Origin of the sequence: Pantoea sp. E2023-21 (genome assembly GCF_051302795.1) — a bacterium.
Taxonomy (GTDB): Bacteria; Pseudomonadota; Gammaproteobacteria; order Enterobacterales; family Enterobacteriaceae; genus Pantoea; species Pantoea ludwigii_A.
The window spans coordinates 1,736,427-1,756,902 of the sequence record NZ_CP195344.1 but is presented as its reverse complement, the minus strand read 5'-3'; the positions used below and the strand labels follow the sequence as shown (position 1 = coordinate 1,756,902).

Sequence of the window (20,476 nt, the reverse complement as noted above, 5' to 3'; positions counted from 1 at the left end):
CTGACATGTATGTATTAATCATGGTGCTGTCATTTTGTCTGGCGCTAATCATTCTGCGAGTATTCTCCTTCCACAAAGGCGTTTACAACGAAAGCGGTATTAAAAGTATCTCTGGTATGCGCGCGCTGCTGGCCAGCATCGTGGCGTTCTCGCACTTCGCACACTACATCTATTCATTGGATGGTCAGTGGGTGTTCGATAAAGACTATTTTGCCTGGTTCTCCGAAGGCAACTTCTTCGTCAACTCGGGCAAATTCGGTGTATTGCTGTTCTTCATGATCTCCGCCTTCCTGTTCTATCGCTGGCTGGATAATGAAACCATGACGCCGGGACAGCTTACGCACAAGCTGCTCAAGTCGCGTATCCGCCGTATCGTACCGATGTTCTGGTTCTCGGGATTTGTCATTATCGCGGTGGGCGTGGTGCAGGGCGATCTCACCTATAGCCTCACGGCGGTGAAAGATGCGGTGCTGTGGTTGCTGTTCATTGGTAGCTATCACATTGGCGATTTTATGACGGCAGATGTTAACGCCGGTGTTGAGTGGACATTGCGCCTTGAATGGCTGCTGTATCTGTCGATCCCACTGATTTACGTGCTCAACCGTGCCACCAAAGGCAAATATAAAACGCTGCTGATTCTTGGCTCCATCGGGGTGATTTTCTGCGTGGCTGTCGGCCTGCGTCTGTGGGGTAAAACCTATACCGATCCGCGTCCGGTGCTGGGCTTTGCCATGGGCTATCTGGCGTATAAGTACCGCGACATGTTTGCGCACTATAAAACCTCCAGCCTTGCGGGCTGCGCGGTGATTGCGCTGTCGCTGTTCTCACTGTCGTTCACCAGCAACACCTTCTGGTATCTGATTTTCCTCTGCTGCCTGACGGTGATCTTCTTTATTGTCAGCAGTGGCAACGCCGTGTTTGGCATTCTGGAAAACAAAACCCTGATGTCGATTGGTGAGGTGAGTTACAGCCTGTATCTGATTCACGGTGTGGTGCTCTACTTCATCAAGCAGATTCCGGACACGCTCTATCCGCATTCGTTCCTGTTTTACACCTTGCTCTCAACGCTGTTCTTTGTCGCCTCCTTCTATGTGGCGAAATTGACCTACCTGTTTGTCGAGAAACCGTTTATCGGCAGCAGCAGCAAGAAGAAAGTGGCGATGAAGACCTCGCCAACAAATTAGGACATCACCCATTATTCTTTTGAGCCCACAAGTTATATCATTGATTTTGTAACTTTTTTAATGAGGTGCTGGCAATGCAGGACATTCGCTTCTCAATTGTTATTCCCGCGTATAACGCGTCGAAATCGATTGTTACGACGCTAGATTGCGTCAAAGCGCAAACCTATCGCAATTTTGAAGTCATTATTGTTGATGATAAATCGGCCGATGCGGCCGAACTGGCGCAGGTCGTGCGCGGCGAGCGTTATCAGGATTTGGATATCAAACTGGAGCTGTCTGAGGTCAAACTCAACGGCGCTGGCGCCCGCAACAAAGGTATCGCGTTGGCAACGGGTGACTTCATTAGTTTCCTTGACGCCGACGATGAGTGGCATCCGGACAAGTTGCGGGTGGCCAGTGAAACCATCGCCAAGCTGGAAGCGCAGGGCAAATCGCGCTACGTCATCTTTAGTCAGGTGAACATCCATCAGGATGGCACCTTCCTCAAGGTGATGCCGATGCAACCGCCCGGCAAAAACGAAACCGTGGCTGAGTATCTGTTTGGCTGCTACGGCTTTATTCAAACCAGCACCATTGTGTTGAAGCGTGAAGATGCTGCGCAGATCCAGTTTGATGCGCGCTATATTCGCCATCAGGATTATGATTTCTGCATCCGCGCCGACCGCATGGGTTACGCCTTCGTAATGATCGACCAGCCTTTGGCAACCTACCATCTGGTGACCAAATTTGGTTCCAAGCACAAAGGTGAGTCGGTCAAATACTCCTACTTCTGGCTCGATACCATGAAGCCGCATCTGACGACGCGCGACATCCACACCTATAAAGCGTTCAAGCTGCCGCTGCGCTACAAGATGGATGGTAAATCGCTGCAAGCCAGTTTGAGTTTTGCGCGCTATTTCTTCCTCACTAACCGTGACAACCGTGCCTACTTCATGAATCGCCTGCTCGATAAGGTGAAGTCGCGCTTCTCGGGCGGAAGAGCCGTCTCCTGATTCGCTTTTCAACACTTTCACTTGCTCCCTACACGGGGGCAATTTTTTGGTTCCTGAAACTCCGGGTAGACAAATGACAAATCATGTTGGCACCGTCGGTATTGTGATGCCGATGTATAACGCGCGAAATACCGTTCTGCGCGCGGTTGAGTCGATCATCAACCAGACCTACAGCGACTGGCATCTGTACCTGATCAACGATAAATCCACCGATGATTCACTGGCCTTGGTGCGTGAGCATTGTCAGGACGCGCGTATCACTATTCTCGACAATGACGTGAATAAAGGCGCAGCTGAAACCCGCAATGTTGGGCTACGCGCGGCGAAAGAAGAGATTATCGCGTTCCTCGATAGCGACGACGAATGGCACAGTGAAAAACTGGCTGAACAAACCGCCGCAATCAAAGCCGGCGACGATTTTGTGATCACGCATTATCACTACAAAACCAAAACCGCTGAGCACGACATCAACTACAGCAAACCTTATCTGCAGCAGGAAAACTTCGTGAAGAAGCAATATCGTGTTTGCTTCTCTTCGGTGTGCTTCCGCCGTCCTCCACAGGGCATCTTCTTCCAGCGTAAAGGCCATGAAGACTTCCTGTTCCTCTACGAGTTGTTCCTCCGCTACAAACAAGCCCGCGTGATCCAGAAAACCCTGGTCAACTATTACGAGTTGGGCGATTCACTGTCGCGTAACAAAAATAAAGCGGCAAAGTGGCACCTCGAATTATTAAGAATTATCTATAAAAACAATCCGTTAAAAGTATATTACTATTACGTCTGGTATATGGTTAATGGCGTCCTTTTCGCCTTGAAACACCGTTAAGCGCAACGGTGCTTAGCTGCTTTTATATTGTTTGAGGTGGAAAGGATTTTATGAAAAAGATCGTTTTGGTGATTAAAGATGCCTACTCCTATGCGGGCACTGAAAACATCTGCAACTTTATGTCTGAGTGCCTCGGCGAGCAGCACGAAGTCACCATTTACTCGCTGGAAGGCCATGGCAAAACCTTTTATCCGTTCGAACGGGTAAAGAAAATTGTCAGTTTTGAAGGCCACAGCAACCCAATTAAAAGCGCTGTAAGCCACATTCATCAGGAAGGCTTCGACAGCGTATTCCTGATCAGCATGGGCCGCCTGAGCGTGATGTTCGCCTTCTGGAACTTGATGGCGCTGAAGAAGAAGCGCTTCAAAGCGTATGCCTGCGAACACATCGCGATTAACTCGTTCAGCAAGCCGATTAAGCTGCTGAAATGGCTGATGCTGCGCTATTACGATCAGGTGATCGTACTGACCGACAAAGATCATCAGGTATTTAACCGCTGGAACATCGCCAGTCAGCAAATCCCCAATCCAGTGGTGTACAAGGCGTTTCAGCGTCAAACGCGCAGCCGTCAGGCGCTGGCGGTGGGGCGTCTGGATAACCAGAAAGGTTTCGACCTGCTGCTGGATATCTGGGCCGATTTCAGCAAAAAGCACTCTGAGTGGAAGCTGGTGATTGCCGGTGACGGCGAACTGCGCCAGCAGTTGCACGATCAGGCTGCCGCATTGGGTATCACCCACAGCGTTAACTTCGTCGGCAAAGTCAGCAACATCAACGATTACTACCGCGAAAGCGACATGGCGCTGATGACCTCACGCTATGAAGGCTTGCCGCTGGTGTTGCTGGAAGCCAAATCCTGGTCGCTGCCGGTGGTCGCCTACGATTGCCCAACCGGCCCGCAGGAGATTATCAACCACGGTGAAGATGGCTTCCTGGTGCCGATGAATGACAAAGCGACCTTCATCAAGCGCATGGAACAGCTCGCCAGTGATGATGACCTGTTCTACGCCATGAGTGAAAAAACCAAAGAAACCGCGCTCAAGTTTGACGGTAACCAGATCAAACAGAGCTGGCTCGCGCTTGTTTAGCGACAATTATCGTGCCTCGGGAATCCTTTTTGGCCGCATAACCACGGGAATTGAAGCATGAAAAGAAGAGAAGTCTTGCAGACCGCAGCCTCCTCCATTGTTGCCGCGCTCTCAGTGAGTGCGTTTTCCAGCTACGCCGCAAAAAGTGGTCAGCCAGCGTTAAAAGCCGTCGATCCGTCCAGCGTACCGCCGGGCGATGTACCGATTTTAACGCCAGAAAACGTCTACACCATGCCACCGCAGTTCTGGCAGAACTTCGAAGGCAAACTCTGGATTGGCAAGGCGGGCAGCGATGCCAGCCAAACCGGCAATCAAATTCCGGTTTTCCTGCGCGATGCCAATGGCAAAGTGTCACAAATCAGCCAGCCGATTGCGTTGAACAAGGGTAACTTCGCCCAGTTCATTCACGATAATGCAGCGTTGATCGCCAATCCTGCGCACTCCATGGTAGTGGAAGACGATCAGGGTCACACGCTATTTTCCATCAGCGATGTCTCGCGTCCTAACCAGAGCAACTTCAGCCAGCGACTGGCGCAGCCGAATGGCTATCAACTAATTGGCGAGATCCCGTCGGTGGAAGAGTTGCGTAAAACCCGTCCGCTGTTTGCCGGTGCCAAAATTAAGCTGAAAAGCTGGCATGAAGGGCTGGAAGTGGGCGGCGGCGAGTTCGTCGGCACCTTCGGCGATGCCAAAGACGATGGCGGCGTGAACTTCAGCGGCAACGGTTTCACCTGGCGTCGCGTGGTGGAAGATTTCAACCGCCTGACGCTGTTTGATTTCGGCGCGATTGCCGATGGCAAAACCGATACCGCGCCAGCGATCAAAGCTATGTATCAATGGTCGATTGATGCCAGCCAGCAGATCTGCGTGCAGTTCCCGGCCGGTACCTTCTTCGTGTCCGAATGCGATTTCGGCGATGAGGGACGTCGCTTCTTCCGCATCTCCGGTGCGATGGTCAACTTCGGTTACTTCCCTGCGACCACGTTGGTCTCGGATGGCCGCTCAGAGTTCCTGTTCCAGGTGAACGCGCGCTGGACCGAAATTTCTAACCTGAATTTCAATGGCAACACCGACAAGCGTCCGAATAAACAGGGCTTGTTCCGTAATACCTGTCCCGGCGGCCAGTTTTTCCGGGGTGCCTGCTTGCGCTTCAATCAGGTAGGCGGCGTCTCGCTGAGCCTGCTGGATACGCTGGATTGTAAAATCGATCAGTGGTACGCCAACGCCTGTACCGGGGATGTGATTAAAGCCAGCTGGTCGGGTCAAAAGGCCGGCGCGTGGGATCACAGCACCGCGATTGAGCTCTCCAACTTCAACGCCCAGCATTGTAAGGGCGGCATGGTATTGAATCTTCCGCGTTGCAGCCAATCCATCATTCACAACGGCTGGATTGAGCACAGCGACTTCCCTGGCGATATCTCGAATGGTCAGTGGATCGTGGATGCGCTGAGCATTGAGGATTGTAAGAACCCGCTCAATGCGCGTAACTCACGCCTTAATATGCGTCAGACCAATCTGCAGTCGGGCAGCTGGATCGATAACTCGCTGGAAGGCGAGCGCTGGCTGAACATCTGGGAAATGGGCTCGACGCGCGTTGAATCTTACGGCGTGGCCATTGATGGCAGTCTGAAATACAACTACATCACCTCGCGTTTCCGCCTGACCAATAACAGCGATCAGCAAACCTGGTTTGAACTCGGCAACTTCTACTCGCCAACGGTGGGTGATAGCTGGGAGATCGAGGTGTTTGGTCAGTCGCAGTTCAATAACGGCACCGCTAACCAACCGCTGATGGATGTCATTGACGGTAAAGGTACCGGCGGTCGCGCGGTGATTCATCTGCAGCGCAAGAAAAACAAAGCAGAAGCCAGCTGGTCAGCGGAAGGTAGTTCGCCGGTGGTTGACGTTCGTTTCGAGCCGCGCACCGATACCGACACCAAAGTGTTCGTTAAGTTAGCGGGCTGGACGCCGACGACTGCCGTGCTGATCAAAAGCACCGCCAAAGATCGTTTCCTGACCGGACGCTGCGCACGCGTGGATGCCGTCATGGAAAAAGGTGCGCCAGGCAGCGGAGCCCAACAGGCACCGCAACGTTTTAGCTTGCACAACGGTAAGGCCGGCATTGGCGGAAACGAGCAGGGCGATTTGCTCATGGCATCGCGCGCGCTTAAACCCGAACAGGTGGATACCCGCGAACCGAAAGGTTTCATCTCGGTAGTGATTAATGGCGAGCAGGTTGCAATGCCGTATTTCGCCGTGAAGTCGTAACGCGCAGGTAGTTAACGTAGCGGCGCAATTTATTGCGCGATAAATCGCGCCGCTACGGAATATGCATAATTTATAAGCAGTATTGAATAGAAATTCATTTAGCAGCACCTTTTTGGGGATTACTCCCATTGCAGTCATTTAACACAGAGTTCACTTTGCCAGTGCAGCTATTGGCGGCTTGTAAAAATTACAAAAATTTTTCCGGAGTTTTTTTATGAAGATTTTATTGGTAGGAAACCATACCTGTGGAAATCGTGGGGATGGCGCGATTTTACGAGGGCTGATTGATTCGCTGAAATCTGCGCGCGCAGATTTGGATATTGATGTGATCAGCCGTTATCCAACAAGTTCGGGCTATTTATTGCAGCAACACATCCAACAGGATTCCCTGTTCCTGCACAACAGCAAATCCGGCAAGGGTTTGGTGGGCAGCCTCAAACGCAAAGTGGCGAACCGATTGATGCCTGACATCATGATGGCGCACCTCGGCAAAGGCGGCCTGTACAAATCATTCTCGGTGCCACCGCATCTCGCGGCGTTCACCAAAAGTCTTGCACAGTATGACGCGATTATTCAGGTTGGCGGCTCGTTCTTCGTCGATCTGTACGGTGTAACCCAATTTGACCACGCGCTCTGTGCGTTGATGGCGAAAAAGCCGCTGCATATGGTCGGTCACTCAGTCGGTCCGTTCGAAAACCCGCGCGTTAATGCGCTGGCTAACTTTGTCTTTGATCGCGTTGACAGCCTGGTGCTGCGCGAAGAAGTGAGCCACGATCGTCTGAAGCAAGATGGCGTGACCACCAGTAAAGTGAAGAAGGGCGTCGACACCGCGTTCCTGGTACAGGCGCGCGAAGTGGCGAATCCAAGCCATAACCTGCTGCACTGGCAGGCAATTATCAGCGCACGCAAAACCATTGCGATTACCGTACGTGAACTGGCGCCATTCGATAAACGTCTCGGCGTCACGCAGAAAGAGTATGAAGCGGCCTTTGGTCGTGTGATCAACGCGATGATTGCCGAAGGTTATCAGGTCGTTGCATTTTCTACCTGCACCGGTATCGATAGCTACGCTAAAGACGACCGCATGGTGGCGCTGACGCTGCGCGATCATGTCGAGCATCCAGAGCATTACCATGTCATCATGGACGAGTTCAACGACCTCGAACTCGGCATCCTCCTCAGCCATTGTCATCTGACAATTGGTACCCGCCTGCACTCCGCCATCATCTCCATGAACTTTGGTACGCCAGCCGTCGCCATCAACTACGAGCACAAGTCGCTCGGCGTGATGAAACAGCTTGGCCTGCCGCAGATGGCGACCGATGTACAAAGCCTGATGGATGGCTCGCTCATCGATAAAGTGCAGACGGTGCTGGCCGACTACGACAACGTGAAACACAAAGTTGATACCGCGGTGGCGCAGGAGCGTGAGATTGGTAACCGCATTACAGCAGAAATTCTCAACGTCCTGGGGTGAAGTGATGAAGCTGACCTTTTTCACCATGCGTTTCCCTGTTGCCTCTGAGACGTTTGTGCTCAATCAGGTGACGCATTTCATCGACGCAGGCTACGACGTGGAGATTATCTCCGTGTTTCCGGGCGATATGATTAATCGCCACGCCGCGTTCGATGACTACAATTTGGCAGCGAAAACTCACTATTTACTGCCGGAAGAGAAGGTATCTAACCTCGATAAGCTGACGCAGCGTATCGGTTTGATATTGCCCAAAATCACCAAAGGCGCGCTGCTTAAGTCGCTGAATGTGCGTCGCTACGGCGCGCAGGCCAGCAAATTGCTGCTGCCGGCGATTGTCGCTAACACTAAGCAGCCTTATACCGCCGATGTGTTTCTGGTCCACTTTGGCTATGCCGGTGCGCTGGCTAACAAGCTACGCGAGCTCGGCGTGCTGAAAGGCAAGCAGGCGACAGTGTTCCACGGCGCGGATATTTCGCGTCGGCACATCCTGGAAGAGCACAAACTCGACTATATCAACCTGTTTAAGCAGAGTGAACTGATGCTGCCTATCAGCCACTTGTGGGAAAACAAGCTGATTGAGATGGGCTGTCCGCGCGAGAAAGTGCGCGTGACGCGCATGGGCATCGAGCCGGAGAAGTTTAACTTCCGTCCGCGTGAAGCGTTCCATCAACCGCTGCGCATCGTTTCCGTGGCGCGTCTGACCGAGAAAAAAGGTCTGGATGTGGCGGTAAAAGCCAGCGAAATCCTGCGCAATAACGGCGGCCAGTTCCAGTTCACCATCATCGGTAACGGCGAGCAGGACGGCATGATGCGCGAACACATTGCGCGCGCTGGATTGCAGGATTGCGTCACCATGCCGGGCTTCAAGCCGCAGGATGAGATTCGCCAGGCGTTGAACGAGGCGGATATCTTCCTGCTGCCGTCCAAAACCGCCGCGGATGGCGATATGGAAGGTATTCCGGTGGCGCTAATGGAAGCGATGGCGGTCGGCTTGCCGGTGGTTTCCACTTATCACAGCGGCATTCCCGAACTGATTGAGAATGATGTGAGCGGATGGCTGGTGGCCGAAAACGATCCTGACGAGCTGGCGGCGACGCTGCTGCGTCTGTCGCGCGGTGATGTGGATGTGGCGCCGGTTGTCGCGGCTGCGCGCCAGAAAGTCGAAACTGAGTTCAATCAGCACATCGCTTATGGTGAGCTGGCGAAAATTCTGGAGCGCATGGTGTGAGCGGATTAAAAAAACAGGCCGTTTGGCTGTTTGGTAGTACCTGTTTTGCCGCATTACTTCAGGTGTTACAGCTCGCCGTTCTGGCGCGCAAACTGGAAACGCACGAGCTGGGTTTACTGGCGATCATCAACGCAATATTGGCGGTAGCAACCGTGCTGCAGGATATGGGCATGAGCAGCTACATCGTGCATCGGCAGGACATTAATCGTCGCGAGCAGAGCACCATTTACTGGGTGAACGTCTCGCTCAGTTTCTGCACCGGCTTGATTATGCTGGCGATTGCCTATCCGGTGGCATGGTTCTATCACCTGCCGGAACTGGTAGGCTTAATCATGCTCACCAGCCTTAACTTCCTGGTGCTGGGACATTTGTCGCAGTATCAGGCGCACTATGTGAAAACCAAACGCATGGTGACGCTGGCCAAGATTGAGATGGCAACCAAGCTGTTCGCGTTCCTGTGTACCGTAGCGATGTTGTATTACACCTCGCTAACCGTGGCGGCGGCGATTCTTGGCCTGTTCATCAACGCCTTCACGCGTATTCTCTGCATGATCTACTTCGGCGAGAAATCGTGGCGTCCGACCTGGGAATTCGACGGCAAAACCTTCGTTAGCGCAGTACGTTACGGCGTGTATCAACTCGGCTCGCAGACCATCAACCAGCTGCGTACCCAGGCGGATGCATTGATCGTCGGTAAGGTAATGGGCGCCGAGATGCTGGGGATTTACTCGCTGGCAAAAGAGCTGATTCTGCAACCGCTGAAACTGGTGTCGCCAGTGATTAACCGCCTGGCGTTGCCACGCTTTGCGGAGAAGCAGCACGATCCTGAGCAGCTGAAAAAACTGTTCCTGAAAGGCACCTTCGTCATCATGCTGTTCAGCAGCGCGATGTATCTGGCGATTGGCATTCTGTCACCGGTGATTGTGCGCGTGCTGTACGGCGCTTCACATGAGCAGGTTTACCATCTGATTCCGCTGATGCTGCTGTTCGGCATGCTGCGTCCGATGGGCGGCTTAACCGGCGCGATTTCGCAGGCCAACGGCCGCACTAATGTTGAGTTCTACTGGAACATTGTGGCGAGTCTGGTGGTGGTGGCGGTGCTGGCGACAACGTACATCTGGCCGAACGTGCTGTATGTGGCGCTGACGCTGTCGATTTCGCAGGTGCTGATCTCTGCCTTCGCGCATCCGTTCTTCATTAAACCGGTGATTGGCATTCGCTTTATGCCGTATGCACGCCAATGGGTTTCAGTCTCGGTGGTGTTTGTCGGCCTGATGCTGCTGGTAAACCATTTCAATCTGTTCGTCATGCCAGAATGGTTTGAAGGCATGCTGTAGTCATTAAAATCAAACCCGCGCGATGAATTGCGCCGCTACAGATGACTCAACGTTTACACGGTCCGTAGCGGCGCCATTTATGGCGCAATTGAGGCACACCTTTCAATCAATGTCTGGTCTCATCATCACAAATCCTTTCACGATTTTTCAGCGGTTTAGCACAGGGGTTTCTCATTGGAACTTCGGCATTTTTACTGGCAAAAATGGCGATTTTTGATGGTGTGACAGAGAGTTAGTGTCGGTTTTTCAGATTAAGATTATACTTGCTCGACCGGCCGATCCTGCATAATCGACCTCACGCATTCACTTCATGAAATGGAATAAATATGACCAAGCTTAAAGCAGTAATCCCCGTTGCAGGTCTCGGTATGCATATGCTTCCTGCGACCAAAGCCATTCCGAAAGAGATGCTGCCAATCGTCGACAAACCAATGATTCAATACATTGTTGACGAATGCGTCGCGGCGGGCATCAAGGAGATTGTGCTGGTCACCCATGCTTCCAAAAATGCAGTGGAAAACCACTTCGATACCACTTACGAGCTGGAAGCGCTGCTTGAAGCACGCGTTAAACGTCAGTTGTTGAGCGAAGTGCAGTCAATCTGCCCGCCGGGCGTAACCATCATGAACGTGCGTCAGGCTAACCCGCTGGGTCTGGGCCACTCCGTTTTGTGCGCACGTCCGATGATTGGCGACAACCCGTTTGTGGTGGTACTGCCAGACGTGCTGCTGGATGACTCTACCGCTGACCACCTGCGTTATAACCTCGCATCAATGGTTGCGCGCTTTGAAGACACCGGCCACAGCCAGGTGCTGGCAAAACACATGCCGGGTGAAGATCTGACCGAATACGGCGTGCTGACCACCGAAGAGCCCATTGATAACCCAGGCGATATCAGCACCATCACCAGCTTTGTCGAGAAGCCAGAAGCGGGTTCAACCGATTCTGACCTGACTGCGGTTGGCCGTTATGTGCTTTCTGCTGATATCTGGGAAGAGCTGGAGCGTACTGAGCCAGGCGCATGGGGCCGTATTCAGCTGACCGATGCCATCGCATCCCTGAGCAAGAAGCAGCCTGTTGATGTGCAGCTGCTGACGGGTACCAGCTACGACTGCGGTCGTAAACTCGGCTACATGCAGGCATTCGTATCTTACGGTCTGCGTAACAACGCACAGGGTCGCGATTTCCGCGAATCTATCCAGAAAATCCTGGCGAAATAAGCTTTCTCATTCTCTACCGCGCCCATCGCGCGGTTTAAAGGAGTACACATGGCTATTTTGGTAACGGGCGGAGCGGGTTACATCGGCTCCCATACGGTGCTGGCGCTGTTAGAGCGTGGCGACGACGTTGTGGTCCTGGATAACCTTTGCAATGCGTCCCGCGAAGCGATCAATCGCGTAGAAAAGCTCTCGGGCAAAAAAGCGGTCTTCGTCGAAGGCGATATCCGCGATCGCGCTTGCCTGCGTGACCTGTTTGCCTCCAACGATATCAGCGCCGTGATTCACTTCGCCGCACTGAAAGCCGTTGGTGAATCCACGCGCATGCCGCTGGAATACTACGAAAACAATGTCGCTGGCACCGTGGTGCTACTGGAAGAGATGCGCACCGCTGGCGTGTGGAACTTCATCTTCAGTTCGTCTGCGACTGTTTATGGCGCGGATGCACCGGTTCCTTATGTAGAAACCACGCCAATCGGCGGCACAACCAGCCCGTACGGCACCTCTAAGCTGATGATCGAATTCGTGATGCGCGACTTCGCTAAAGCGGATCCGAACTTCAAAGCCATTGCACTGCGCTACTTCAACCCGGTTGGCGCGCATGAATCTGGCGAAATCGGTGAAGACCCAACCGGTATCCCAAACAACCTGCTGCCGTATATTGCGCAGGTGGCCATTGGCCGTTTGGAAAAGCTGGGCGTGTTTGGTGACGATTACGACACGCCAGATGGCACCGCTCAGCGCGACTACATTCACGTTGTCGACCTGGCAGAAGGGCACCTGAAGGCGCTGGACCACTTAACGAAAGTTGAAGGCTATAAAGCTTACAACCTAGGCGGCGGTGTTGGTTTCTCCGTGCTGGAGATGATCAAGGCGTTCGAGAAAGCTTCTGGCAAGCCGATTCCGTTCGAGTTTAAGCCACGCCGTGACGGCGATTTGCCTGCGTTCTGGGCCGATGCCACACTGGCGAACAACGAACTGGACTGGCGCGTGACGCGCGGGATCGATGCCATGATGCGTGATACGTGGAACTGGCAGAGTAAGAATCCTAATGGATTTGAGTAGCACGACTGCGGGCCTTAGCGCCCGCATTTTTTTTAAACCTCGTCTGAAAAACCTCGTCTAAGCTTTCATCAAAATCTGATTGAGTTGAATTATTGAGTCAGCAAACATCATCTCCGACCCAAAGCGGTCAATACTTAAACTAACACCCCCGGAAAATCTGTAATTTGTTCGTCATTGAACTTTACGAGTGGTAGAATTCTTAGCTGCTTACCGTTAAACCATATTTATTGGTTTCGGTAATAAAGAATAGAGTTAACAGCAAGATAGCAGCATAAAAGCCGGCGCGCTTTTAATTAAATTTTGCCTTAAACATCAGCTATGTGGGAGCTGCAACCCAAGGGCGGTAGCGTGGCTGAACGACACAGCATATTAATTCAATTTGGTATAAGCCTCACTGAGCGAGTCAGGAAAAACGGGACGTTATGAAAATCTTAATTACAGGTGGTGCAGGATTTATCGGTTCGGCAGTTGTTCGTCATATTATCAACCATACCAATGATGAAGTGATTAACGTCGATAAACTGACCTACGCTGGCAACCTAGAATCACTGAAAGCTGAAAGCCAAAATGCGCGTTATAACTTTAGAAAAGTTGATATTTGCGATGGTGTGGCCTTACTGAATGTATTCAACGAATTTCAGCCTGATGCGGTAATGCATCTGGCGGCAGAAAGCCATGTTGACCGTTCTATTACTGGACCATCAGAATTCGTTCAGACTAACGTTGTCGGAACTTATGCGTTACTGGAAGCAAGCCGCCAATATTGGTCTGCATTGGCCGCTGATAAAAAACAGGCTTTTCGTTTCCACCATATCTCCACGGATGAAGTGTATGGCGACTTACCTCATCCTGATGAAGTCTCAGGTGAGCTTCCATTGTTCACGGAAGAAACCCCGTACGCACCAAGCAGCCCATACTCTTCTACCAAAGCCGCAAGTGACCATCTGGTTCGCGCATGGGGCCGCACCTACGGCCTGCCGATCGTTGTGACCAACTGTTCCAACAACTACGGCCCTTATCATTTCCCGGAAAAACTCATCCCGCTGATCATCAGCAATGCGCTGGAAGGAAAGCCACTGCCAATTTATGGCAAAGGTGACCAAATCCGCGATTGGCTGTATGTAGAAGATCATGCGCGTGCGCTTTATACCGTAGTGACGCAGGCGAAAACTGGCACCACTTATAACATTGGCGGCCATAACGAGAAGCAAAATCTCGAAGTGGTGCACAAGGTATGTGAACTGCTGGATGAGCTGCGTCCGAAAGAGACTTCATACGCTCAGCAAATTACCTATGTTGCAGACCGTCCGGGCCACGATCGTCGCTATGCGATTGATGCTTCAAAGATTGAACGCGACCTCGGATGGAAACCGCAGGAAAGCTTCGAAACCGGCTTACGTAAAACCGTGCAGTGGTATCTCGATAACCAGCAGTGGGTTGAGCATGTGAAAAGCGGGGCGTATCAGAACTGGATTGAGCAAAACTACGAGAAGCGTAGCTAATGAAAATTTTGCTATTAGGTAAAAATGGTCAGGTTGGTTGGGAGCTGCAGCGTGCTTTGGCCCCCTTGGGTGAGATCATTGCTTTAGATCGTCATTCAGCAGATCACTGTGGCGATTTAACCAATCCTGCCGGCATCGAAAAAACGGTACGGGATATTAAGCCTAACGTGATTGTGAATGCTGCAGCTTATACGGCTGTCGATAAAGCGGAGAGTGACCTGCTCAATGCCGAGTTGATCAATGCAACCAGCGTAAAAGCATTGGCCTGCGCCGCGCGTGATGTTGGGGCGTTACTGGTTCATTACTCAACGGATTATGTGTTTGATGGCAGCGGCGAGCGTCCCTGGAACGAGGACGATGCGACTTCACCACTGAACGCCTACGGCAAGACTAAACGTCAGGGTGAAGAATCCATCATCACTAATGCAACACACTATTTAATTTTGCGCACCAGTTGGGTTTATGCCGCTAAAGGCAATAACTTTGCTAAGACGATGATTCGTTTGGCGCAAGAACGAGAAGCCCTATCTGTCATCAACGATCAATTTGGTGCACCAACCGGCGCAGAATTGATTGCGGACAGTACCGCGCATGCAATCAAAGCAACTCTGGCAAATCCAGAAAAATCGGGCATTTATAATCTTATCGCTTCAGGCGTAACAACCTGGCACGCCTATGCCGAGTTCGTGATTAATTATGTCCGTGAAAAAGGTCTTGAGCTGAAAGTAAAAGCGGTGAATACCGTTGAAACTGCCGCTTTCCCTACGCCAGCAAAACGCCCATCTAATTCAAGGCTCAATACCAGCAAGTTCACCACCGCTTTTGAATTAACGCTTCCGGAATGGAAGGTTGGTGTAAAGCGTATGCTGGATGAACTCTACAATTAAGCACTATTGAGTCAGATTACTAAATTAAAGGATAACGTTGTGAATAGTAAAAAAGGAATCATCCTTGCTGGCGGTTCAGGAACACGCCTTTATCCAGTGACGATGGCCGTCAGTAAGCAGCTATTGCCAATCTACGATAAGCCAATGATTTACTATCCGCTCAGCACTCTGATGTTAGCGGGCATTCGTGACATTTTAATTATCAGCACGCCGCAGGATACGCCGCGTTTTGAAAGCTTGCTTGGTGACGGTTCCCAATGGGGCTTGAACATTCAGTACAAAGTGCAGGAAAGTCCAGATGGTCTAGCTCAGGCCTTTATACTAGGTGAAGAGTTCATCGGTGATGACAACTGCGCATTGATTCTGGGCGATAACATTTTTTATGGCCACGATCTACACAAGCAGCTCGAAGAAGCCTCAAATCAAAAACACGGTGCAACTGTGTTTGCTTATCACGTTCACGACCCCGAGCGTTACGGTGTAGTTGAGTTTGATGAAACAGGGAAGGCAGTTTCATTAGTAGAAAAGCCGACTGAACCTAAAAGTAGCTATGCGGTTACTGGTCTTTATTTCTATGATAACAGCGTTGTTGAATTGGCTAAAAATCTTAAGCCTTCACCACGTGGTGAGTTAGAGATCACGGATATTAATAACTTGTATCTTGAAAAGGGCGAACTGTCGGTGTCCATTATGGGGCGCGGTCATGCCTGGTTAGATACGGGTACTCACCAGAGCCTGATTGAAGCGAATAACTTTATACAAACTATCGAAACCCGTCAGGGCCTTAAAGTCGCATGCCCGGAAGAAATTGCTTTCCGCATGGGCTTTATTGATGCTGAAAAATTGAAAGAGCTGGCACAGCCACTGCTCAAAAATGATTACGGCAAATACCTGATGGCGCTCTACAACGGAAAGCTCTAATGAAGATTATTGATACTGATATTCCTGATGTGAAAATCATTGAGCCAGCCGTTTTTGGTGATGAAAGAGGTTTCTTTATGGAAACCTGGCAACAGAAGAAATTTGAAGAGCTGGTTTGTCCACGTACCTTTGTACAGGATAACCATTCAAAATCTTCAAAAGGTATTTTGCGTGGCCTACATTATCAAACCACAAATACACAAGGTAAGCTGGTCAGGGTTGTATCGGGTGAAGTGTATGATGTTGCAGTTGATATGAGAAAATCCTCGCCCACCTTTGGAAAATGGGTAGGTGTATATCTTTCAGCTGAAAATAAGCGTCAGCTGTGGGTTCCAGAAGGCTTTGCTCATGGTTTTTATGTGACATCTGAAAGTGCTGAGTTTGTTTACAAATGTACTGATTATTATAATCCTAAAAATGAACATTCATTACTTTGGAACGATTCAGATCTCAATATCACCTGGCCAATTGATGCAAATGAACTCCCCGCGCTTTCTGCTAAAGATAAAGACGGAACTCCATTTGCACAAGCAGTGACATTTGATTGATTCCCGAAACTAAGGATGAGGACTAACTCATCCTTTTTTTATATAGCTGATGATGATGAGCGATAAAGGAAAAGTAAGTATCCTGATGGGTACTTATAATGGCGAGAAATACTTAGAAAAGCAGCTTCGTTCCATTGCTTCTCAAACTTATACTAATTGGACTCTGATTATTTCTGATGATGGTTCAACGGATAATACATGTACAATCATTACCCGTTTTGCCGAAGAATTTTCTGAAGGTAGAGTTATTTTGTTTCAGGGGCCTGGGAAAGGATTTGCTGCCAATTTCTACAGCCTACTTAATAGAAAAGATATTGATTCACCGTTTTATGCTTTTTGCGATCAGGATGATATTTGGTGTGACAATAAGCTGGAAGAAGCTATTGATCAGTTAACAATAAAAGAATTCTCCCCTAATTCATATTGTTTGTATGGTTCTCGTACAAAGCTGATTGATGCTGATGAAGCTGATATCGGTTTTTCACCGTGTTTCCTAAAAGAATTTACTTTTAGTAATGCACTTTTGCAAAGCTATGCGGGCGGCAACACGATGGTTTTTAGTCGTGGACTAAAAGCAGTTTTTGAGACATTCCCTGCCAACCTTCCGATAGTTTCTCATGACTGGATTATGTACATCATCTGCAGTGCAATGAATGGAACAGTAATCTATGATCGTGAACCAAAAATTCTTTACCGCCAGCATGGGCAAAATTTAGTGGGCAGCAACACGGGGGTTTTGTCTAAGCTCACAAGGTTTAATCGTTTGTTTGCAGGCGAATTTAAATGCTGGAGCGAGAAAAATTGTATGGTGCTCGAGTGTTTGAAAGACAAAATGCCGCCAGAGAACAGGCGTGATTATGAAAGATTTAGTGCTTTAAATGGAAGTCTTTTGAAACGAATTACTAACTTTATTAAGGGTGGATTTTATAGACAAAGCTTCATTGAAACATGCGCTTTCTTTATCATGAATCTCTTTAGGAAATTAGTTTAACCATCGACGGTGTTAATATGAAAAGAATTGTTTTTATGATTATCAGGTTTTTCCTGAAAATTGTAATTTACCTATATTATGGCGTGCTATCAATTCGCGATGATATTAAAACAAAAAAATATACTAATGTTAAAGTCAAGAATGACTTCACGGGTGGCAAGGTTATGCTGCTTGCACTCTATGAGAAGTCATCACTTAGAAATGATACGTTAGAGCTGTTAAAAGAAGCGAAGCGCAATAATGTATTTGTTATTGCCGTTAATACCTTAAGGTTGGAAGAACAAAATTACCCCTCTGAGTTAACCGATGTCTATATAGAGCGTGATAATTATGGGCGTGATTTCGGCAGCTATAAAGCAGGGATGAAATATTTCTTCGAAAAAGGCTTCGATGAAAAATGTGAGCGACTGCTAATTATCAACGACAGTGTGTTTTTCTCAAAGAATGGCTTGCCTGAATTTGTTAAAAATTTATTTGACACTAACGTTGAAGTAATCGGTGCTACAGAAAATAGTCAGCACTCTCATCACCTTGGCTCATTCTGTATTTCAGTAGCAGGCAAAATAACTAAGAATGAAAAGTTCAAAAGTTTTTGGTTAAACTATAAGTCATCGAACGTTAGACCTTTAGTTATAAAAAGAGGTGAGTTCGGTTTAAGTAAGCTTCTTAAGTCACTGGTTAGTTCTGAGCAAAATTTCAAGTCTCTTTTCAATGTCTCGTTCATGGAGAAAAAGCTTAGCACTGATGAAGTTTTCTATGAGAATTACTATTACTACCGTCGTGAAGGTGTCAGTGCCTGGACAAATAAATCGATAACCGGTTTGATAGCAAATGATGAAGTCTTATCATCTTATTATAATAAATACATTCTCTCTAATAAGAGAGCTGAAAAGTTGGCATTTGCTAGTGACAATGTTGTGGAATACAACTCTGTTGATAAAGAATATTCAACATTAAGTTCAAGCAAAGTTGACTATTTAGAAGCAGTGAATTTCTTCAGAAATTACTCGCATAAAGAAGCATTGCTGAATAGCCAGTTCAAACAGAGATTAATATCTTTGTATCTGGATGAATTTACGATGGGGTCGCAAATCCACGTCAACTGCCTCGCATTACATAATTGTGGTTTACCTATAATTAAGCTTGATCTGATGTTCCGCTGCGTTTGTAGCATGAATGATATTATCAAGTTGAGAGATCAGCTTGAGGAATCACAAAGGGAAGAGTTTATGACACTGATCTTGGCTCGTCTGTGCGGAGATAAGTTCCTTGTCGGATTAAATCGTCTGGCATATCAATTTGGAATTTTGTAATGTCGAATAAGCAAAAATCAGTAGGGTGGGATGACTTCACCTCCGCGTTAAGAAACTTTCACGTTGTAAAAGTGATGGGTGGCCAGGACATCAAGATGCGATACAAGCGGTCTAAGATGGGGCCGTTTTGGATCACAATCAGTATGGCAGTAATGATCACGACCATGGGATTGGTTTTTGGTAATCTCTTTAAAACCAACGTCAAAGAGTTTTTGCCCTACCTAACTCTTGGTTTGATAACATGGAGCTTTATCCAAAGCTCCATCTCAGAAGGTTGTGATGCACTGATATCTTCAGAAGGAATTATCAAGCAGTTACCCGTTCCATTACATGTTCACGTAATGCGTGTAATTTGGAAAAACTTCATCATCTTTCTGCACAATATCGTTATATTCCCTCTGGTCCTGATTGCAGTGCAGAAAAGCGTAGACTGGACCATTTTCCTGGTTATACCAGGTTTTATCCTGCTTATTTTGAATTTAACCTGGGCGTTAATGATTCTTTCGATGATTTGTGCGCGCTTCCGTGATATGACACAAATCGTGTTGAGTATTATGCAGGTTATCTTCTATCTGACTCCAGTAATTTGGATGCCGAAACTTCTTTCACATAGTGCTGCCGCAGCATTACTCACGTTTAACCCTCTCTACCATTTAATTGATTTGGTAAGAGGTCCATTATTAGGTGAGATCCCAATGATGAGCAGTTACATCATTGCTGGCGTTATGGCAATAGTCGGTTTGGTTCTATCTATTGCGATGACGAGCAAATATAAATACCGCGTTCCTTATTGGGTGTAATGTAATGGCTATTATTAAATTTGAAAATGTGGGTATTGATTTCCCAATATTCAACGCCCAGGCAAGATCGATTAAAAAGAACTTTATCAATTTTGCTACTGGTGGAAAAGTTGGTCAGCACGATGGTAAAGTTGTGGTTTCAGCCCTTAATAATCTTAATTTTGAAATCAAAGATGGCGAGCGAGTCGGGCTAATTGGCCATAATGGTGCTGGTAAAACAACGCTGCTCAGGATGTTTAGTAAGGTCTATCATCCTACCAGTGGTTGCGCTACGATTGAAGGTGACATTGGTTCTTTAATTTCTATTTCATTAGGGATTAATCAGGAGTTTACGGGCAGGGAAAATATCTATATTCGCGGCGCCTTATTAGGTCTGCGGAAAAAAGAAATCGATGCGCGAATTGAAGAGATCATTGAATTCACCGATCTGGGTGACTTTATTGACATGCCAGTTCGTACTTACTCCTCCGGTATGCAGATGCGTCTGGGTTTCAGCGTTAGTACAATTTTTACTCCTGAAATTCTTCTTATGGATGAATGGTTATCTGTAGGCGATGAAGGCTTTAAAGAAAAAGCCGAAACACGATTAACTAATATTATCAATGCAACGAAGATATTGATTCTTGCAAGCCATAGTAACGAATTGTTAAGAAAAACCTGTACAAGAATTCTTTGGCTCGAGCATGGCACAGTAAAAATGGACGGTACGCCAGAGGAAGTACTGCCGCTATATTTCAAGTCGAATATCAAAAAAGGCGATTTGTTAACCAATACATAATCATCCACATTTTTTGTGTGTTTTATCATCGCACCATTCACTACCTTTATTGGTGAG

Annotated in this window: 18 protein-coding genes; all 18 read left to right on the top strand. The window is 48.6% G+C overall.

What is annotated here, in order from left to right; all coding sequences use genetic code 11:
• Positions 1-5 precede the first annotated feature (5 nt).
• The 18 genes from ACRQ84_RS08370 to ACRQ84_RS08285 all read left to right on the top strand — a co-directional run bounded on the left by ACRQ84_RS08370 (position 6) and on the right by ACRQ84_RS08285 (position 20,419).
• Complete coding sequence (locus ACRQ84_RS08370) at positions 6-1,184, top strand: acyltransferase family protein (RefSeq protein ID WP_483817732.1); 1,179 nt, start codon at positions 6-8, stop codon at positions 1,182-1,184.
• 74 nt (positions 1,185-1,258) lie between these two features.
• Positions 1,259-2,176 carry a glycosyltransferase family 2 protein gene (locus ACRQ84_RS08365; RefSeq protein ID WP_064739227.1) on the top strand — a complete coding sequence of 306 codons (918 nt, stop codon included), beginning with the start codon at positions 1,259-1,261 and terminating at the stop codon, positions 2,174-2,176.
• Positions 2,177-2,249: 73 nt separating this feature from the next.
• Positions 2,250-3,002 (top strand): glycosyltransferase family 2 protein, encoded by a 753-nt coding sequence (locus ACRQ84_RS08360; protein ID WP_483817731.1) that lies wholly within the window; start codon positions 2,250-2,252, stop codon positions 3,000-3,002.
• A gap of 50 nt (positions 3,003-3,052) precedes the next feature.
• Positions 3,053-4,087 (top strand): glycosyltransferase, encoded by a 1,035-nt coding sequence (locus ACRQ84_RS08355; RefSeq protein ID WP_483817730.1) that lies wholly within the window; start codon positions 3,053-3,055, stop codon positions 4,085-4,087.
• 57 nt (positions 4,088-4,144) lie between these two features.
• Positions 4,145-6,355 carry a phage tailspike protein gene (locus tag ACRQ84_RS08350; RefSeq protein WP_064739224.1) on the top strand — a complete coding sequence of 737 codons (2,211 nt, stop codon included), beginning with the start codon at positions 4,145-4,147 and terminating at the stop codon, positions 6,353-6,355.
• 214 nt (positions 6,356-6,569) lie between these two features.
• Positions 6,570-7,832, top strand: coding sequence for a colanic acid biosynthesis pyruvyl transferase WcaK (gene wcaK, locus ACRQ84_RS08345; protein ID WP_064739223.1), 1,263 nt, complete (start codon positions 6,570-6,572; stop codon positions 7,830-7,832).
• 4 nt (positions 7,833-7,836) lie between these two features.
• Entirely contained in the window at positions 7,837-9,060 is a 1,224-nt protein-coding gene (locus tag ACRQ84_RS08340) for a glycosyltransferase (protein WP_483817903.1), read from the top strand.
• Entirely contained in the window at positions 9,057-10,397 is a 1,341-nt protein-coding gene (locus ACRQ84_RS08335; RefSeq protein ID WP_483817729.1) for an MOP flippase family protein, read from the top strand. Before ACRQ84_RS08340 ends, ACRQ84_RS08335 begins: the two co-directional genes overlap by 4 nt.
• Before the next feature lie 326 nt (positions 10,398-10,723).
• A complete protein-coding gene (galF, locus tag ACRQ84_RS08330) occupies positions 10,724-11,617 on the top strand; it encodes a UTP--glucose-1-phosphate uridylyltransferase GalF (RefSeq protein ID WP_064739221.1) in 894 nt (297 codons plus the stop codon).
• 48 nt (positions 11,618-11,665) lie between these two features.
• Entirely contained in the window at positions 11,666-12,679 is a 1,014-nt protein-coding gene (galE, locus tag ACRQ84_RS08325; protein WP_483817728.1) for a UDP-glucose 4-epimerase GalE, read from the top strand.
• Between the two features lie 422 nt (positions 12,680-13,101).
• Positions 13,102-14,181, top strand: coding sequence for a dTDP-glucose 4,6-dehydratase (rfbB, locus tag ACRQ84_RS08320; RefSeq protein ID WP_483817727.1), 1,080 nt, complete (start codon positions 13,102-13,104; stop codon positions 14,179-14,181).
• A complete protein-coding gene (gene rfbD, locus ACRQ84_RS08315) occupies positions 14,181-15,068 on the top strand; it encodes a dTDP-4-dehydrorhamnose reductase (protein ID WP_483817726.1) in 888 nt (295 codons plus the stop codon). Before rfbB ends, rfbD begins: the two co-directional genes overlap by 1 nt.
• Positions 15,069-15,107: 39 nt before the next feature.
• A complete protein-coding gene (rfbA, locus tag ACRQ84_RS08310; RefSeq protein ID WP_483817725.1) occupies positions 15,108-15,989 on the top strand; it encodes a glucose-1-phosphate thymidylyltransferase RfbA in 882 nt (293 codons plus the stop codon).
• Complete coding sequence (gene rfbC / locus ACRQ84_RS08305) at positions 15,989-16,537, top strand: dTDP-4-dehydrorhamnose 3,5-epimerase (protein WP_483817724.1); 549 nt, start codon at positions 15,989-15,991, stop codon at positions 16,535-16,537. The genes rfbA and rfbC overlap by 1 nt, the downstream gene beginning before the upstream one ends.
• Positions 16,538-16,622: 85 nt before the next feature.
• Positions 16,623-17,528 (top strand): glycosyltransferase family 2 protein, encoded by a 906-nt coding sequence (locus ACRQ84_RS08300; RefSeq protein ID WP_483817723.1) that lies wholly within the window; start codon positions 16,623-16,625, stop codon positions 17,526-17,528.
• Positions 17,529-17,545: 17 nt separating this feature from the next.
• Entirely contained in the window at positions 17,546-18,841 is a 1,296-nt protein-coding gene (locus ACRQ84_RS08295) for a rhamnan synthesis F family protein (protein WP_483817722.1), read from the top strand.
• Entirely contained in the window at positions 18,841-19,641 is an 801-nt protein-coding gene (locus ACRQ84_RS08290; RefSeq protein WP_483817721.1) for an ABC transporter permease, read from the top strand. The genes ACRQ84_RS08295 and ACRQ84_RS08290 overlap by 1 nt, the downstream gene beginning before the upstream one ends.
• A gap of 4 nt (positions 19,642-19,645) precedes the next feature.
• Positions 19,646-20,419: an ABC transporter ATP-binding protein gene (locus ACRQ84_RS08285; RefSeq protein WP_483817720.1), complete on the top strand. Its 774-nt coding sequence runs from the start codon at positions 19,646-19,648 to the stop codon at positions 20,417-20,419.
• Positions 20,420-20,476: the final 57 nt, after the last annotated feature.

Coding starts and splice junctions, on each gene's coding strand:
- ACRQ84_RS08300 (WP_483817723.1), top strand. CDS start 16,623: ATGGGTACTTATAATGGCGAGAAATACTTAGAAAAGCAGCTTCGTTCC.
- ACRQ84_RS08360 (WP_483817731.1), top strand. CDS start 2,250: ATGACAAATCATGTTGGCACCGTCGGTATTGTGATGCCGATGTATAAC.
- rfbD (WP_483817726.1), top strand. CDS start 14,181: ATGAAAATTTTGCTATTAGGTAAAAATGGTCAGGTTGGTTGGGAGCTG.
- ACRQ84_RS08370 (WP_483817732.1), top strand. CDS start 6: ATGTATGTATTAATCATGGTGCTGTCATTTTGTCTGGCGCTAATCATT.
- ACRQ84_RS08365 (WP_064739227.1), top strand. CDS start 1,259: ATGCAGGACATTCGCTTCTCAATTGTTATTCCCGCGTATAACGCGTCG.
- ACRQ84_RS08295 (WP_483817722.1), top strand. CDS start 17,546: ATGAAAAGAATTGTTTTTATGATTATCAGGTTTTTCCTGAAAATTGTA.
- rfbC (WP_483817724.1), top strand. CDS start 15,989: ATGAAGATTATTGATACTGATATTCCTGATGTGAAAATCATTGAGCCA.
- ACRQ84_RS08290 (WP_483817721.1), top strand. CDS start 18,841: ATGTCGAATAAGCAAAAATCAGTAGGGTGGGATGACTTCACCTCCGCG.
- ACRQ84_RS08340 (WP_483817903.1), top strand. CDS start 7,837: ATGAAGCTGACCTTTTTCACCATGCGTTTCCCTGTTGCCTCTGAGACG.
- rfbB (WP_483817727.1), top strand. CDS start 13,102: ATGAAAATCTTAATTACAGGTGGTGCAGGATTTATCGGTTCGGCAGTT.
- wcaK (WP_064739223.1), top strand. CDS start 6,570: ATGAAGATTTTATTGGTAGGAAACCATACCTGTGGAAATCGTGGGGAT.
- ACRQ84_RS08355 (WP_483817730.1), top strand. CDS start 3,053: ATGAAAAAGATCGTTTTGGTGATTAAAGATGCCTACTCCTATGCGGGC.
- ACRQ84_RS08350 (WP_064739224.1), top strand. CDS start 4,145: ATGAAAAGAAGAGAAGTCTTGCAGACCGCAGCCTCCTCCATTGTTGCC.
- galF (WP_064739221.1), top strand. CDS start 10,724: ATGACCAAGCTTAAAGCAGTAATCCCCGTTGCAGGTCTCGGTATGCAT.
- galE (WP_483817728.1), top strand. CDS start 11,666: ATGGCTATTTTGGTAACGGGCGGAGCGGGTTACATCGGCTCCCATACG.
- ACRQ84_RS08285 (WP_483817720.1), top strand. CDS start 19,646: ATGGCTATTATTAAATTTGAAAATGTGGGTATTGATTTCCCAATATTC.